Annotated in this window: 16 protein-coding genes; 10 read left to right on the plus strand and 6 right to left on the minus strand. The window is 71.4% G+C overall.

Annotated features, from left to right (window positions below; all coding sequences use genetic code 11):
* Positions 1-182 precede the first annotated feature (182 nt).
* The 3 genes from ACFXPL_RS05165 to rpmB are packed head-to-tail and all read right to left on the minus strand — an operon-like array spanning position 183 to position 1288.
* Entirely contained in the window at positions 183-701 is a 519-nt protein-coding gene (locus ACFXPL_RS05165; protein ID WP_384912689.1) for a hypothetical protein, read from the minus strand.
* A 45-nt stretch (positions 702-746) separates the two neighbouring features.
* Entirely contained in the window at positions 747-1052 is a 306-nt protein-coding gene (gene rpsN, locus ACFXPL_RS05170; RefSeq protein WP_384912692.1) for a 30S ribosomal protein S14, read from the minus strand.
* Positions 1052-1288: a 50S ribosomal protein L28 gene (gene rpmB / locus ACFXPL_RS05175; RefSeq protein WP_384912902.1), complete on the minus strand. Its 237-nt coding sequence runs from the start codon at positions 1286-1288 to the stop codon at positions 1052-1054. Before rpmB ends, rpsN begins: the two co-directional genes overlap by 1 nt.
* A 50-nt stretch (positions 1289-1338) precedes the next feature.
* Here rpmB and rpmG point away from each other — a divergent pair, with 50 nt between their 5' ends.
* The 5 genes from rpmG to ACFXPL_RS05200 all read left to right on the plus strand — a co-directional run bounded on the left by rpmG (position 1339) and on the right by ACFXPL_RS05200 (position 3968).
* Positions 1339-1503 (plus strand): 50S ribosomal protein L33, encoded by a 165-nt coding sequence (rpmG, locus tag ACFXPL_RS05180; RefSeq protein WP_384912695.1) that lies wholly within the window; start codon positions 1339-1341, stop codon positions 1501-1503.
* A 90-nt stretch (positions 1504-1593) separates the two neighbouring features.
* A complete protein-coding gene (locus tag ACFXPL_RS05185) occupies positions 1594-1857 on the plus strand; it encodes a type B 50S ribosomal protein L31 (RefSeq protein ID WP_384912698.1) in 264 nt (87 codons plus the stop codon).
* Positions 1857-3110 carry a CobW family GTP-binding protein gene (locus ACFXPL_RS05190; protein ID WP_384912700.1) on the plus strand — a complete coding sequence of 418 codons (1254 nt, stop codon included), beginning with the start codon at positions 1857-1859 and terminating at the stop codon, positions 3108-3110. The genes ACFXPL_RS05185 and ACFXPL_RS05190 overlap by 1 nt, the downstream gene beginning before the upstream one ends.
* Positions 3111-3193: 83 nt before the next feature.
* Entirely contained in the window at positions 3194-3385 is a 192-nt protein-coding gene (rpsR, locus tag ACFXPL_RS05195) for a 30S ribosomal protein S18 (protein ID WP_384912905.1), read from the plus strand.
* A 340-nt stretch (positions 3386-3725) separates the two neighbouring features.
* Positions 3726-3968: a DUF397 domain-containing protein gene (locus tag ACFXPL_RS05200; RefSeq protein WP_329822219.1), complete on the plus strand. Its 243-nt coding sequence runs from the start codon at positions 3726-3728 to the stop codon at positions 3966-3968.
* A gap of 233 nt (positions 3969-4201) precedes the next feature.
* Here ACFXPL_RS05200 and ACFXPL_RS05205 read toward each other — a convergent pair whose 3' ends face one another.
* Positions 4202-4717, minus strand: coding sequence for an ATP-binding protein (locus ACFXPL_RS05205; protein ID WP_384912704.1), 516 nt, complete (start codon positions 4715-4717; stop codon positions 4202-4204).
* A gap of 317 nt (positions 4718-5034) precedes the next feature.
* On the opposite strand from ACFXPL_RS05205, the gene ACFXPL_RS05210 reads away from it, so the two are divergent.
* The 5 genes from ACFXPL_RS05210 to ACFXPL_RS05230 all read left to right on the plus strand — a co-directional run bounded on the left by ACFXPL_RS05210 (position 5035) and on the right by ACFXPL_RS05230 (position 10161).
* Positions 5035-5916, plus strand: coding sequence for a helix-turn-helix domain-containing protein (locus tag ACFXPL_RS05210; RefSeq protein WP_384912707.1), 882 nt, complete (start codon positions 5035-5037; stop codon positions 5914-5916).
* A gap of 70 nt (positions 5917-5986) precedes the next feature.
* On the plus strand, positions 5987-7453 hold the full coding sequence (locus ACFXPL_RS05215) for an aldehyde dehydrogenase family protein (RefSeq protein WP_384912710.1): 1467 nt from the start codon (positions 5987-5989) through the stop codon (positions 7451-7453).
* 79 nt (positions 7454-7532) lie between these two features.
* The gene (locus tag ACFXPL_RS05220; RefSeq protein WP_384912713.1) at positions 7533-8174 is read left to right on the plus strand and encodes a PadR family transcriptional regulator; all 642 of its coding nucleotides are present in this window, start codon (positions 7533-7535) and stop codon (positions 8172-8174) included.
* A gap of 83 nt (positions 8175-8257) precedes the next feature.
* Positions 8258-9331, plus strand: coding sequence for an ATP-binding cassette domain-containing protein (locus tag ACFXPL_RS05225; RefSeq protein ID WP_384912716.1), 1074 nt, complete (start codon positions 8258-8260; stop codon positions 9329-9331).
* Positions 9328-10161 carry an ABC transporter permease gene (locus tag ACFXPL_RS05230; RefSeq protein ID WP_384912717.1) on the plus strand — a complete coding sequence of 278 codons (834 nt, stop codon included), beginning with the start codon at positions 9328-9330 and terminating at the stop codon, positions 10159-10161. Before ACFXPL_RS05225 ends, ACFXPL_RS05230 begins: the two co-directional genes overlap by 4 nt.
* Positions 10162-10175: 14 nt before the next feature.
* Here ACFXPL_RS05230 and ACFXPL_RS05235 read toward each other — a convergent pair whose 3' ends face one another.
* Positions 10176-11612, minus strand: coding sequence for a glutamate decarboxylase (locus ACFXPL_RS05235; protein ID WP_384912720.1), 1437 nt, complete (start codon positions 11610-11612; stop codon positions 10176-10178).
* 116 nt (positions 11613-11728) lie between these two features.
* Positions 11729-13132 carry an ion channel protein gene (locus ACFXPL_RS05240; RefSeq protein ID WP_384912723.1) on the minus strand — a complete coding sequence of 468 codons (1404 nt, stop codon included), beginning with the start codon at positions 13130-13132 and terminating at the stop codon, positions 11729-11731.
* Between the last annotated feature and the right edge of the window lie 7 nt (positions 13133-13139).

Raw genomic sequence — 13139 nt, forward strand, 5'->3', positions numbered from 1 at the left:
GTCCCCCGGGGGGACCGCGGCCCGCGCGCCGGAGCAGGGACCGTCGGCCTGACGAGGCAGCCGCGTCAGGAGCCGGCCACCCGCACAAACGTCAGCCGGTCAGCCGGTCGGAAGGCCAGTGGTCGGAAGGCCGGTCGGAAGGCCGGTCGGAAGGCCGGTCGGAAGGGCAGCCGGTCGGAACATCAGCCGGTCGGAAGATCCGTCGGCAGGCCCGACGGCAGCTCCGTCGGAAGACCGGTCGGCAGCGAGCCGGATTCCGCCTTCTTCAGCGTGTCCTTCTTGCCACCGGTCCAGGAGATCACCAGCGTCTTGCCGTCGTTGGACTCGATCGAGCCCATCGTGCGCTCGGTGTCGCCGTCGCCGCACTTCAGCGTGAACATCGGCGCGCCGCCCATGTCCTCCACCGCGCCCTGGCAGACGTGCTCGGCGGCCACGAGCGCGACCTTCCCCGAGGCGACGGCCAGGGCCACCGACTTGCCGTCCGTCAGCCCGGCCCACGACCCCTCGACGCTCGCGGCGTCCGCGCCGGAACCGGAGTCCGCCCCCGACTCCGAGGCGCTGCCGCCCGGCGCGGTGGCGCCGGCGTCCTTGCCCGCGTCGCCGCCGTCACTGTCGCCGCCGCACCCCGTGAGCGCGAGTGAGAGTGCGACGACGAGCCCGGCCGCGGCGGCGCTGGTTCGTACGAGCTTCTGCACGGTCATGTCCCCCTGGTCGTAGCCGGCCATGGGTGGCCGGACCGCGCCAAGCTACCAGGACGACTTGCGCACGCCCGGAAGGAATCCCGCGTGCGCCTGCTCGCGCAGCCGGACCCGGGAGAGGCCGAATTTCCGCAGGTGTCCGCGGGGCCGGCCGTCCACGCTGTCACGGTTCCTCACCCGGGTCGCGCTGGCGTCGCGCGGCTGACGTCGCAACTCGCTCTCCGCCGCGATCCTTTGTTCCAGCGTGGTGCCGGGGCGTCGCAGGATCTCCTTCAGTTCGGCGCGGCGTAGGGCGTGACGCTCGACGATCAGCTTGCGCCGCTCATTGCGGACGATCTTGCTCTTCTTCGCCATCAGACCTTCACCCCGCGGGTGCGGATCCGGGCGACGGCCGCCTCGATGCCGATCGTGTCGATGGTCTTGATCGCTTTCGTGGAGAGCGTGAGCCGGATGTACCTGCCCTCGCTCGGGAGCCAGTAGCGCTTGCGCTGGATGTTGGGGTCGAAGCGGCGGGAGGTGCGCCGGTGCGAATGGGAGATCTGATTGCCGAAGCCGGGTTCGGCCCCGGTGAGCAGGCAGTGGGCGGACAACGTCACACCTCTCTCTTTGAAAATGGAAACCATTTCCATATACTAGCCCCATGGCCCGCGACGAACTCCGCCCGATCATCAAACTCCGCTCCACCGCGGGGACCGGCTACACCTACGTCACCCGCAAGAACCGCCGTAACGACCCCGACCGCATGACGCTGCGCAAGTACGACCCGCTCCTGCGCCGGCACGTCGACTTCCGTGAAGAGCGCTGACACCGGCCTTCCTGCTGACACCGACCTTTCTGAAGAGCGCCGACACCCCCGCGCGGCGCGCCGACCATCACGACACGAGGACCGACTGAGATGAAGCCCGGAATCCACCCCGCGTACCGGCACGTCGTCTTCCGCGACAAGGCGGCCGACTTCGCCTTCCTGACCCGGTCGACCGCCGTCGGCGGCGGAAGAACGGTCGTATGGGAGGACGGCGACACCTACCCCGTGATCGACGTGGAGATCTCCTCCGCGAGCCACCCCTTCTACACGGGCACCGCCCGCGTCATGGACACCGCCGGCCGGGTCGAGCGCTTCGAGCGCCGTTACGGCCGAGGCCGTCCAGGGGCCCGCTGATGACGGCCGGGTCCCGCCTGCCCGTCGCGATCGTCGGCGGACTGCACAGCGAGGCGCGCAAGGCCGCCGTGCAGCGGCTGCTGGACACCGTGCCCGGCAGCGTCGCGCTCCATCACGACCTGTCGACGGCCGGACGCGGCACGGTCGTACGGACCGTCCGCGATGCCACCGGAACGCTGTCCCACGGGGACGCGCCCCTGGTCGACGACTGTGCCTGCTGCGCCCTGCGCGAAGATCTCGTACCGGAGCTGGAGCGTCTGGCGGACGCCGGGCCGACCCGGCTCGCGATCGTCGAACTCTGGGACTCCGTCGAGCCCCGGGCGATGGCGGAGGTGGTGGCCGCGCACGGCGAAGGGCTGGTCGTCACCTCGGTGATCACGGCGGTCGACCCCGCGCTGGTGCTGCCCTACCTCGGCAACGGCGACGACCTGGCGGACGCCGGGCTCGCCGCCGCGGCCTCGGACCGGCGGACCATCGCCGACACCTGGGCGCGGCAGGTCGAGTACGCGCCGGTGCTCGCCCTCGCCGACAACCCGCTGGCGGACGACGAGGACCGCGCGCTCCTCGCCCAGCTGCACCCGACGGCGCGGCGGGTACGGATCGGGGGAGACGCCACCGGTACCGAGAACGGTGGCCCCAGTGGCATTACCGGCATTACCGGCAGCACCGGCAGCACCAGCGGCACCGGACCCGGCGGGATCCCGGACACCGGCGCCGGGGCGCTCGCCGCCGTCGCCCTCGCCGGGTTCGACGTCGAGGCCGCCGCCGCCCGCCAGGACCCGGCCTGCGCCCTGCTGCCGCAGGAGGCCGACGACTGCGGCGTCGCCACCTACGTCTGGCACCGCCGCCGCCCCTTCCACCCCGGCCGGCTCTACGAGGCGCTGGAGGAGCTGTGCTGCGCGGCGGCCCGCAGCCGCGGCCGGTTCTGGCTCGCCGACCGGCCCGACACCCTGCTGGCCTGGGACGCCGCGGGCGGCGCGCTCTGCGTGGAGAGCGCGGGGCCCTGGCTCGCCTCGCTCTCCGACGCCGACTGGGAGGGAGTGCCGGCACTGCGCCGGGCCGCCGCCGCCCTGGACTGGGATCCACGCCACGGGGACCGCTGCCAGCACCTGGTCTTCGTCTCGCCCGCGCTGGACCGGGACGGGGTCGAGCGGCTGCTCGACTCCTGTCTGCTGACGGACGCCGAGTACAGCGCGGGCCCCGCCGCCTGGAAGCGCCTGCCGCCCGCCTTCGACACCCTCCTGGAGGTCTGACGGCCGGCCCCCGTCCGGCCTCTTCGTGTCCGTCCGCCCCGGGCCGGACGCACCGTGAGCCGCCCGCGCCCCGCTCCAACCCGCTGGACCGCGCGGGCATCACGTACATCGGCTACAAGGACACCGACCTGCTGCGGAAGTTCATCTCGGACCGGGGCAGGATCCGCGGCCGCCGTGTGACGCGGGTGAGCGCGCGGCAGCAGCGGCAGCTCTCCCGCGCGATCAAGAACGCCAGGGAGGCGGGGCTGCTGCCGTACCGCTCCGTACCGCGCTGACCAGGTGCGTTCCACGGAAACTCCCCCGAGACTCCCCCGGCCCACCGGCCGGGGGAGTCTCTTGTCCGTACCGGGGTAGCCGCCAGGAGCGACCCGGGCGCCGCGGACTGGACCAATATGTGGAGACTGGGCCGGAAAGGGATCCGGGGGGCCGGGTTTCGCGTCTCTCTCCGTAGAGCGGGGATTCACGTCTCCGCACGCGGGCGCGGGTATCCGGAAGGGTAGCTGTAACCAAGGCACCACCCCGCGTGCACGTGCATCTGCTCATGCATCGGCACATGAAACACAGCTATGATCCGAGACAGTTGACACCTGCACCTTGCAACTCGGGGAGCGACCTGTGCACCACGTGTACAACGGCATAGCGGCCACAGAGCTTCACGGAGTCGTCTGGCAGAAGAGCAGGCACAGCAACTCCCAGGGGTCCTGCGTGGAGTTCGCCAAGCTGCCCAGCGGTGATGTGGCGGTACGCAACTCACGCCACCCCGACGGGCCCGCGCTCGTCTACACCCTCGCCGAGATCGAGTCGATGCTCATCGGCGCCAAGGCGGGCGAGTTCGACCACCTCGTGGCGGGCGCCTGAGCGTATGGCTTGTTACCGACGGTCGCACCTCTGACCGACGGTGAGTCGCACTTCAGTGCGATGAGAACGCGCCAAACTTGGCTGGGTCATGGCCGGAAAATCATGGACAAGGTCCAGACCAATCGGTGCGCTCCGCAGGGAAAAGGGCCCGCCGACGACATGTTTCAGCCAGTCGGCAGGCCCGCGCCCTCAACGCTCGGTGAGCACCTGTTCAACGCCCTGTCATCACCGGGTCAGGCATCGGTTTGACAGGCCCGTTCGGCCTGCAGGTGGAACAGCGCCCAGACCACCTTGCCGTGCAGCGACCCGGCCAGCGGGTGCCACCCCCAGGTGTCGCTGAACGACTCCACCAGGAACAGCCCCCGGCCGGACTCCGCCGCGCAGTCCTCGTCCGCCTCCCGGGTCGCCGGGCTCGTGACGCTCGGGTCCCGCACCGCGCACACCAGCCGCGACGACCACCGCATCAGATGCAGTCGTACGGGGGGCTCGTGCGGCTCGCGCGGGGTGTCGGCCGGCAGGGCGTGCCGCAGCGCGTTCGTGACCAGCTCGGAGACGACCAGCGCGACATCGTCGAACCGCTCGCTCAGCTCCCACTGGGAGAGCGTGGTCCGGGTGAACTGCCGGGCCCCGCGCACCGCCTCGTACCGGGCCGGCAGGGCGCACGAGGCCGAGCCTGCCGCCCCTGCGGGATCGATCGGGGGAAGCCCTTGCCTTAAAGGCTCAAGCATGGTCGATCCATTCATCCCCATGCGAGCACTCCCGGGGTTCGCGGCCGTAGCGATACTGCGGGTGGTCAGCGGTGCAACACGTCACCGCGCGATCCAGTACGCAGGTGCGCGGGGCCCATGGTTCCGAATGCGTACGGCAGATGCAAGGGCAGATGCACGTGCACGTGCCCGCCTTCAACCTTCCCGTACCGGTTCTGGCGCATTTCTTCCTGTGACCAGTTTCGCCCTCTCCGCAAAGCCTTCTTATTTCCGTAATCGAATGAGTACGGGGCGAAGCGTTTTGATGGCAGAATCCGGCACTTGGAGTTCGGGGGGTGCTCCGAGGAGAACCACATGCGATGGGGAGGGTTGGAGACGTGACCGCAGCCGAATCGGGCGGTTCCGTGGTGCGGCGCATCCTGCTGGGCTCACAGCTGAGGCGGCTGCGCGAGTCGCGGGGCATCACACGTGAGGCCGCGGGCTACTCGATCCGCGCATCCGAGTCCAAGATCAGCCGTATGGAGTTGGGACGGGTGAGCTTCAAGGCCAGAGACATCGAGGACCTGCTGACTCTCTACGGGGTCGCCGAAGAGGGCGAGCGCGCTGCCCTGCTCGGCCTCGCCCGGGAGGCCAATGTCGCGGGATGGTGGCACAGCTTCGGCGATGTGCTGCCCGGCTGGTTCCAGACGTACATCGGTCTCGAAGGCGCCGCCTCCCTCATCCGTATCTACGAGGTGCAGTTCGTGCACGGGCTGCTCCAGACCGAGGCGTACGCGCACGCCGTCGTCACCCGCGGCCAGCCCGACGCGCCCTGCGCCGAGGTCGAGCGCCGGGTGGCCCTGCGGCTGGAGCGGCAGAAGGCCCTCGTCTCCGAACGCGCGCCCCGCTTCCACGCCGTACTCGACGAGGCGGCGCTGAGACGGCCCTACGGCGACCGCGCCGTCATGCAGGGGCAGCTCAAGCACCTCATCGAGGTCTCCGAGCAGCCGAACATCACGCTCCAGGTGATGCCGTTCAGCTTCGGCGGCCACGCCGGCGAGAGCGGCGCGTTCACCATGCTGAGCTTCCCCGAGTCCGACCTCTCCGACGTCGTCTTCCTTGAGCAGCTCACCAGCGCGCTCTATCTGGACAAGGGTGAGGAGGTCGCCCAGTACGAAAAGGTGATGGAACGGCTCCAGGCGGACAGCCCGGGTCCCGAAGAGAGCCGCGATGTCCTTCGCGGACTGCTCCAACTGATCTGACGACATCAGTACGATGACATCGCATCAGGAGTACGCACCCGTCGTAAGGGATCGCACCGTAAGGGATCGCATGTCCTACTTCACCGACCTGGCCCACCAGTACATCGACGGCGAGTGGCGGACCGGCAGCGGCTCGTGGGACATCATCGACTTCAACCCGTACAACGGGGAGAAGCTCGCCGCCATCACGGTCGCGACGGCCCAGGAGGTCGACGAGGCCTACCGCGCCGCCGAGCGCGCGCAGCGCCTGTGGGCCGCGACCAACCCGTACCGGCGCAGGCCGGTCTTCGAGCGGGTGCTCCGGCTGGTCGAGGAGCGCGAGGACGACATCGTCGAGGCGATCGTCGACGAACTGGGCGGTACCCGCCTCAAGGCGCGGTACGAGGTCAGCGCGGCCCGGGAGTTCCTGCGCGAGGCGATCCAGCTCTCGCTGCGCGCGGAGGGCCGGATCCTGCCCTCCCCGGTCGAGGGCAGGGAGAACCGCGTCTACCGGCTGCCGGTCGGCGTCGTCGGTGTGATCAGCCCCTTCAACTTCCCCTTCCTGATAACGATCAGGTCGGTGGCGCCCGCGCTCGCGCTCGGCAACGCCGTCGTGATCAAGCCGAACCAGAACGCGCCGGTCACCGGGGGCGGTCTGCTGGCCAAGCTCTTCGAGGACGCGGAGCTGCCCGCCGGACTGCTGAACGTCCTCGTGACGGACATCGCGGAGATCGGTGACGCGCTGATCGAGCACCCCGTCCCGAAGGTGATCTCGTTCGCGGGCTCGGACCGGGTCGGCCGCCATGTCGGCGCCGTCGCGGCCCGCCACTTCAAGCGGACCGTGCTCGAACTGAGCGGCAACAGCGCCCTCGTCGTCCTCGACGACCTCGACGAGGCCGGACTCGACCACGCGGTGGACGCGGCGGTCGCCAGCCGGTTCTCCTACCAGGGCCAGGTCTGCATGGCCGCCAACCGGATCCTGGTGGACCGGAGCGTCGAGGCGGCGTTCACCGAGAAGTTCGTGGCGCGCGTGTCGGCGCTCAGGACCGGCGATCCGCGCGATCCGGAGACCCAGATCGGCCCGGTCATCAACACCTTCCAGGCGGACGCCCTGACGGCGCTGGTCGACCAGGCGCTCGCGGAGGGCGCGACGGCGCTCGTACGGGGGCGCACGCGGGGCAATCTCGTGGAGCCGACCGTGCTGACCGGGCTGCCGGACGACTCGCCGCTGCTGGGCCAGGAGATCTTCGGCCCGGTGGCGCTGCTGATCCCGTTCGACGGGGAGGACGAGGCGGTACGGATCGCCAACAACACCCCGTACGGACTGAGCGGCGCCGTCCACACGGCGAACGTGGAGCGCGGTGTCTCGTTCGCGCAGCGGATCGTCACGGGCATGATGCACGTCAACGGCTCGACCGTGCAGGACGATCCCATGGTGGCCTTCGGCGGGGAGAAGTCCTCGGGGCTCGGCCGGCTCAACGGGGACGCGACGGTGGAGGCGTTCACCACGCAGAAGTGGATCTCGGTGCAGCACGGCCGTACGGAGTTCCCCCTCTGAACCGTCCCGGCGGCGGCCCGCGCGCGGCGGTGCCCCGGCCCGGCGGGGGCGCCGCGCTCCGGGGTCATAACCTGGGCGTATGTCAGCGATCCGTTTGCTCGTGCTCGCCGCGGTCCGCCAGCACGGGCGGGCGCACGGCTACCAGGTCCGCAACGACCTGGAGTACTGGGGCGCCCACGAGTGGTCCAACGCCAAGCCCGGCTCGATCTACCACGCGCTGAAGCAACTGGCGAAGCAGGGCGTCCTGCTGGCGCACGAGGTCGCGCCGAGCACGGCGGGCGGGCCGCCGCGCACGGAGTACGAGATCACGGACGCCGGCGAGGCGGAGTACTTCACGCTGCTGCGCTCCGCGCTGACCTCGTACGACCAGAAGATGGACATCCTGTCGGCCGGGCTCGGGTGCATGCTCGACCTGCCGCGCGCCGAGGTGGTCGAGCTGCTGAAGGAGCGGGTCCGAGCGATCGAGGCGTGGCGGGCGGCGGTGACCGAGACCTATGTGCCCGAGGAGGGTCCCGGGCAGCTCGGCCACATCGGCGAGATCATGAACTTCTGGGTCCACTCGGCGGACTCGGGCGCGGAGTGGACGCGGGGCCTGATCAAGCGGGTCGAGGGCGGTGCGTACACCTTCGCGGGGGAGGGCGAGCCCTTCGTGGGGGTGCTCGGCGAGGGCGAGGAGAACCCGTACGCGACGGGCGTCCCCGATGACGGGGACCGTCACTAATCAAGTTTGACTAACGGGATGGCCGGGGTTACTCTTCCGGCAAGTAGTCAAGTTTGCTTACTGGGGATGGGGGGCGAAGACCCTTGACCGACGCGACCGGTGTGACGGGTGCGGCCGATGCGATCGTGGTGGCGGGCGCGCGGAAGCGGTACGGAGAGAAGCGGGCCCTCGACGGGTTCGACCTGACGGTGGAACGCGGCACGGTGCACGGCGTGCTCGGGCCGAACGGAGCGGGCAAGACCACGGCCGTACGCGTCCTGACCACGCTGCTGAGGCCCGACGAGGGGCTGGTGCGGGTGGCCGGGTTCGACGTGAGGACCCACGGCCGCGACGTACGGCGCAGGATCGGGCTGCTGGGACAGCACGCGGCCCTCGACGAGGACCTGAGCGGCCGGCAGAACCTGGAGATGTTCGGACGCCTCCACCACCTCGGCGCCCGGCGCGCGGGGGAACGGGCCGACGGGATGCTGGAGCGGTTCGGCCTGGCGGACACCGGCCGCAAGCCCGTCAAGCGGTACAGCGGCGGCATGCGGCGCCGGCTCGATCTGGCCGCGTCCCTGATCACCGACCCGGAGGTGCTCTTCCTGGACGAACCGACGACCGGACTCGACCCGCGCGGCCGGGCGGAGGTGTGGAGCGCGGTGCGGTCGCTGGCGGGCGGCGGAACGACCGTACTGCTCACGACGCAGTACCTGGAGGAGGCCGACCAGCTCGCCGGCCGGATCTCGCTGGTGGACCACGGCCGGGTCGTCGAGGAGGGCACGCCGGACGAGCTGAAGGCCCGGATCGGCGGGGACCGGATCGATGTCGTCCTGAGCGACGCGGACCGGCTCGCGGACGGGGCGCGGCTGCTGGCCCGTACGGCCGGTACGGCGTCCGTCCGCACGGACACGGACCGGCGGCTGCTGAGCGCGCCCGTGACGGACCGGATGGCGGCGCTGGCCGAGACCGTACGGGCTCTGGAGGGGGAGGGGATCGAGGCGCGGGACATCGCGCTGCGCCGGCCGACGCTGGACGAGGTCTTCCTCCGGCTGACGGGCGAGGGCGAGGGCGAGGGCGGGGACGAGGACGAGGACGAACAGGGCTCGGGCCAGGGCCCCGGGCGGCGGTCGCCGGAGGGGCGGCGGCCTTCGGAGCGTACGGAGGTGTCGGCATGACGACGGTCACCCCCACGGCCCCCGTGGTCCCCCGAGGCGGCGGGATCCGCTGGGCGCTCACCGACTCCTGGACCATGAGCCGGCGCGAACTCGCCCGCTGGGCGCGCGGGCCAGTCCAGGTCGTCGTCGGGCTGGTCTTCCCGGTGATGCTGCTGCTGATGTTCGGCTTCCTGATCGGCGGCGGACGCGGGATCGAGGGGGAGTACCTCGCGTTCCTCGTCCCGGGGATGCTCGCCCTGACCATGGCCTTCGGACTGGAGTCGACGATGCTGGCCGTCACGCAGGACCTCAACAAGGGCGTGGTGGACCGGTTCCGTTCGATGCCGATGGCGTCGTCGGCGGTCCTGGTGGGCCGGAGCGTCGCCGACATGCTCCAGTCGACGCTCGGCCTGGCCGTGCTGATCGGCGCCGGGTACGCGATCGGCTGGCGTTGGCACGGCGGCCCCGCGGACTTCCTCGCCGCCGTCGGGCTGCTGCTCCTGTTCCGGTTCGCGATGCTGTGGCTCGGCATCCAGCTCGCCATGGTGGCGGGCCGTCCAGAGCTGGTGCAGGCGGTGCAGATCCTGGTCTGGCCGATCGGCTTCCTCTCCAACGCGATCGCGACGCCGGAGTCGATGCCCGGCCGGCTCGGCGCGGTCGTGGAGTGGAACCCGATGTCGGCGACGGCCACCGCCGTACGGGAGCTGCTCGGCGCTCCGGCCGCCCAGGGCGCCGCGGACGGCTCCTGGGCGGCGGACCACGCGGCGCTCCTGGCGGTCGGGTGGCCGGTGGTGCTGCTCGCGGTGTTCTTCCCACTGGCGGTGCGGAGGTTCGGCCGGCTCGACGGGTGAACAGTGGTCAGTGGTCAGTGGTGGAAGGCGGTGGCGGACGCCTTGTCGCGGTCCATGGGGTGCTCCTGCGCGCGCAGTTCGGGCAGCACCCGCTTCAGATCGGCCACCAGCATCGCGGCCAGGTCGGCCGAGAAGCCGTTGCGGCAGACCACCCGGAGCACGGACAGGTCCTCGCGATGGGCGGGGAAGGTGTACGCGGGCACCAGCCAGCCGTGTTCGCGCAGCCGCCGCGAGACGTCGAAGACGTCGAAGTTCGTCACACCGGGGGCGGTGGTGAAAGCGAACACGGGGAGTTGGTCCCCCCGGGTGAGCAGCCGGAAGTCGCCCAGCCGCTCGATGCGCGCGGCGAGGGTCGTGGCGATGTCCCGCGCGGTCTGCTGGACGGCCCGGTAGCCGCCCCTGCCGAGGCGCAGGAAGGTGTAGTACTGCGCGACGACCTGGGCGCCCGGCCGGGAGAAGTTCAGCGCGAAGGTGGGCATGTCGCCGCCCAGGTAGTTGACGCGGAAGACCAGCTCTTCGGGGAGTTCGGCGGGCGACCGCCACAGCGCCCAGCCGACACCCGGGTAGACCAGCCCGTACTTGTGCCCGGAGGTGTTGATGGAGGAGACGCGCGGCAGCCGGAAGTCCCAGATCAGGTCCTCGTCGAGGAAGGGCGCGATCATGGCGCCCGACGCCCCGTCGACATGGACGGGGACGTCGATCCCCGTACGTTCCTGGAGCGCGTCCAGCACCGCGCACAGCTCGGCGACCGGTTCGTACGAGCCGTCGAAGGTGGAGCCCAGGACGGTCACCACCCCGATGGTGTCCTCGTCGCAGAGGTCGGCGGCGGCCTGCGGATCGAGGTGGAAGCGGTCGCCCTCCATGGGCACCAGCCGCGCCTCCACCTCCCAGAAGGTGCAGAACTTCTCCCAGCAGACCTGGACGTTGACGCCCATGACCAGATTGGGCCGGGCGGTCGCCGGATAGCGCGCGGCGTTCCGCTTGGCCCAGCGGCGCTTGAGCGCCAGCCCGGCGAGCATGCACGCCTCGCTGGACCCGGTGGTCGAGCAGCCGACGGTGGTCGCCGGGTCCGGGGCGTTCCACAGGTCGGCGAGCATCGCGACACAGCGCCGCTCCAGTTCGGCGGTGCGCGGGTACTCGTCCTTGTCGATCATGTTCTTGTCCTGGCACTCCGCCATCAGCACCCCGGCCTGTGGCTCCATCCAGGTGGTGACGAAGGTCGCAAGGTTCAGCCGGGAGTTGCCGTCGAGCATCAGCTCGTCGTGGACGAGCTGGTAGGCGGTGTGCGGCGGCGTCGGGCCGTCGGGGAGCCGCTGGGTGGGCGGTGCCGAGGTCATCTCGCCGACGGGATCGGCCTCCCCGTAGAAGGGGTTGAGCGACAGCCGCCGCAGCTCGGCGCGGTCCTCCTCGGGTACGTCGGCCGCCCGGTCCGCGCCTTGGTGGAGTGGCATCGGCGAATCTCCTCGGGGTGGGTACGTGCGTCAGGCCCCCTCCGCGAGAATAAGGACGAAAGCCGCGTACCGCCCGCCGGGCGGGACGAGGGGTGGTCCGGCCGGCCGGACCCGGCTCACCGCAACGGCGTGCCGTCCTCGTGGAGCTGCATCCGCGGGCGGCCGGTGACCAGCAGCCAGGCGGGCAGCGTGGCCACGCAGAGCAGCGGCAGCACGGTGACGTCGGAGACCATGACCGCCGCGGTGAACAGGCTGAGCCAGCCCTGCCGGGTGACGGCTAGCAGGACCCCCAGGACGCCGCAGACCACCCCCACGGTCGGTTGGACCGCCGGTACGAGGGCGTGCGCGCACAGGCCGAGCGCGACCCCGACGAAGACGGCGGGGAAGATCCGGCCGCCCCGGAAGCCGCAGGCGGCGGCGGTGAGCAGGGCGGCCAGCTTCACCACCGTCATCAGCGCGAACGAACCGGCCGACCAGCCGTCAGGGTCGCTCGCCAGGGTCTTCACCTCGTCCAGCCCCTTGAAGAGCGTGAGAGGCCCGCCGAGTGCCCCCAGCAGCCCCAGCACCAGCCCGCCGGCGGCCAGGGCGAGCACGGGGTGCCCGATCCGCCGGAAGAAGGCGTGGACGTACGGGAAGGCGCGTACCGCCGTCATGCCCAGCGCGGCGGCGAGCGGGGCGATCACCAAGGCGGCCAGAAGGTCGCTCCAGTGGGTGCCCGGGTAGGGCGGCAGGTCCAGGTCGAAGGTGGGACGCGAGATCAGTACGGTGGTCAGCCCGCCCGCGCCGGCCGCGATCAGCGGGCCGAACAGCTTGTCCCAGAGCGAGCCGGGGCCCGTCCGCGCGGCCAGCGTCTCGGTGAGGACCAGCGCGGCGGCCACGGGGGTGCCGAAGAGCGCCCCGATGGTGCCCGCCGCGCCGAGGGAGACCCAGAGCGCGGCCGGGGCGCGCGGCGCCACCTTGCGGCCGAGCCAGTACGCCAGGGCGATGTTGGCGGCGGTGATCGGGTTCTCCGGGCCGAGGCTCACCCCGCCGGCCAGCGCGAGCCCCGTGACGACCAGCAGCCCCGGCAGGACCCCGGGCGCCAGCGGTGCGTCGACCAGTCCCGTGGTCGCCGGGTCGGGGCCGGCGTGCCCGTACACCCGCCGGACGACGACCCCCACCGCCAGCCCGGTCGCCGTGAGGATCACGATCATCCAGAGCGCCGAGTACCGCCCGATGCCGAGGGCGTCGGGCAGTGTCCCCCACAGCACGTTCTTGAGCTGGTCGGCGGCCTCGCTCACCCCCAGCAGCACCAGCGCCGAGACCACCCCGACGACCAGGGACGGCACGACCAGGGGCAGCAGGGCGCGGGCGGAGAGGGACGTGGGCGGGGCGGGGCGGGAGGACTGGCCGGGGGGCTTGCCGGTGCTGGATGCGGATCCGGGGGCGGGTCCGGGGCCTGGTCGCGGTTCGGGTCCGGGTTCGGGTTCGGGTCGCGGTTCGGGTTCGGGGTCCGGGGACGGCGGGGGGCCGCTGGCCATGCGCCCT

Source organism: Streptomyces sp. NPDC059092 (assembly GCF_042756365.1).
In the GTDB taxonomy this organism is placed as follows: Bacteria; Actinomycetota; Actinomycetes; order Streptomycetales; family Streptomycetaceae; genus Streptomyces.